General features: G+C 58.1%; 2 protein-coding genes. Both read left to right on the plus strand.

Features of this window, described 5'->3' with window-relative positions; genetic code table 11:
- Positions 1-586 precede the first annotated feature (586 nt).
- Positions 587-1,033 carry a ferritin-like domain-containing protein gene (locus ASE59_RS13270; protein WP_056457033.1) on the plus strand — a complete coding sequence of 149 codons (447 nt, stop codon included), beginning with the start codon at positions 587-589 and terminating at the stop codon, positions 1,031-1,033.
- Positions 1,034-1,172: 139 nt separating this feature from the next.
- Positions 1,173-2,401 (plus strand): cation:proton antiporter (locus ASE59_RS13275; RefSeq protein WP_056457037.1); only part of this gene is annotated, 1,229 nt, incomplete at its 3' end.

Below are 2,401 nucleotides of genomic sequence, written 5' to 3' on the forward strand. Positions count from 1 at the left end.
TATGCGCGAAAACCACGGTCGGTCTCTGGTTGCCGCTGGATGAAAGACCGGGGTCACGTCACCTCCTCCACCTTTGCGGTCGCAGCAGGCGCGGGATCAAACCCGATAACCCATTTGGGGTAGCCTTCGGCTGTCATGATAATGTCCGGATGGCCGACACGATCGTTTCCAGTTTCGATCCAGCCTGCACCATAGCACCGTTCACAAATGGCGCGCTTACATCGGAAACTCACAAGGTCGATTTCGGCATTCCATTGCCCATGCCCGTGACAGACTGGACAGAGCGCATCGAGAGCACCGTTTCTTGGCTGAAGCGGAATGATGTCAAACGCGTGGGGACTATCCGGCCCTGCGCAAAGGACGACATGGGTGGCGTGCGGTATGTCGGGTCTCCAAATAATCAGGCCGGTCCGCGGCCGTCATGCGATTGCGTACCGCCTTTCGTGTCCTTGCCTCACCTAGCCGATCACTTTCGCCGGCATGGGCCGTTCTGCGACTTACACAACTGTACAATGCGTGGTTTCGATCCTGATCGGGTCCTTTTCGGCGGGGGATCGTTATGCGGGCTTCACCACCGGAGCATTCCATGACCAATGATAACGACGTATCCGTCCTGAACGGCCTTATCGAGACCACCCTCGATAGCATGAAGGGCTACGAAGATGCCGCAAAGGATGCGGAAAGCACGCAGTATGCGACCATGTTCGCCGATTTCGCACGCGACCGCGCAAAGGTTGCAACGGATTTGCAGAACAAGGTACGCGATCTTGGCGGTGATCCCGAACTGAACTCGAGCGTACTAGCTGCTGCGCATCGTACGTTCATGGATCTGAAGCAGGCGATCACTGGGAAGGATGACAAGGCGATCATCCAGGAGGTCGAGCGTGGCGAAGATCATATCAAAGCCAAGTTCGAAGACGCGATGAAGCAGGACGATCTTTCCCCAGCCACGCTTACCGCAATTACGACGGCGTTTGCGTCGGTCCGCGAAGGTCACGATAAAATGAGCGCGCTGAAGCATAGCGTAGCGTAAATCGCTGAGGGCGGCGGAGATTCCGCCGCCCTTCCCCTGCTTGCTCCGCAACGCTCTACTGTAGAGTCGACGTTACGTCAGACGGCGATGATAAGGCGCCTCGTGGCACCCAAGCCCGCCCATTGACCGTTAGGCACGGATGCAAAGCCTATCACCTGATCCGTACATCCTTATCCTGACCGGTGCTGGCCTTCTGATTGCGTTGGTCGCTTGGCTACCGCTTGCGCTGAAGCGTCTACCGCTTTCATTGCTAATTGTGTGTATCGGCATTGGTGCGGCGATATTCCTACTACCGCAGGTGACGCTACACCCACTGCCCTATCGCTACCCGGAAATAACCGAACGCTTCGCAGAGTTCGTCGTCATCATCGCGTTGATGGGGGCGGGCTTGAAGATCGATCGCGTCTTCGGTTGGCATCGCTGGTCAATTACCTGGCGATTGCTGGCAATAACAATGCCGCTGGGCATCGTTGCGATCGCTGCGTTGGGCATGGAAGTGCTCGGCCTACCGTTAGCTGTCGCGCTGCTGCTTGCTGCCAGCTTAGCTCCAACCGACCCCGTACTGGCTGCAGACGTGCAAGTTGGTCCCCCTAAGACCGGTGACGAAGACGAAGTACGCTTCGGCCTTACCTCTGAGGCTGGGCTGAATGACGGTGCGGCATTTCCGTTCGTTCACTTGGCGGTGCTGCTGGCCGTTGCCCTTCCTGTGGGCAAGCCATGGGTAGCCGAATGGCTGACGTACCGTGTGCTATGGGAGATCGCAGGTGGCATAGCAGGTGGATGGCTTGTCGGTCGTGCGTTTGGCTGGCTGACCTTTCATATTTCTGCCGAAACGAAGCTGGCGCGAACCGGCGATGGACTGATCGCGATATCAGCGACGCTTGTCTCGTACGGCCTAACCGAGATCGTTCATGTCTACGGCTTCCTTGCCGTATTCGTGACCGCACTGACGTTTCGCAGCGCGCACCGCGACCATAAGTTTCAAGACGAAATGCATGCCATCACCGAGCAGATTGAGCGGCTTGCAATGATGGTCCTGCTCATTCTGTTCGGCGGAGCGCTGGTGAGCGGCCTGCTCACGCCGATAACCTGGGTCGACGTCGTGGTCGCGCTCGCCGTTCTGCTCGTCATACGCCCAGTCACGGGTTGGATTGGTCTGCTTGGCTGGGCAGGCGATCGTGACGAGAAGCTGACCTTGTCCTTCTTCGGCATCCGCGGCGTGGGTTCGATCTATTACCTTGCGTACGGCATTAACCATATGCCGGTCGCCAATGCCGAGCATCTATGGGCAATCGTTGGTCTCATCAGGCTCCAGCGCTGGTTAGGGAGCACCAGCACAGGCGCGGGCGCCCGCGCGCCAACAGCGCG

Source organism: Sphingomonas sp. Leaf10, from assembly GCF_001421245.1.
Taxonomy (GTDB): Bacteria; Pseudomonadota; Alphaproteobacteria; order Sphingomonadales; family Sphingomonadaceae; genus Sphingomonas.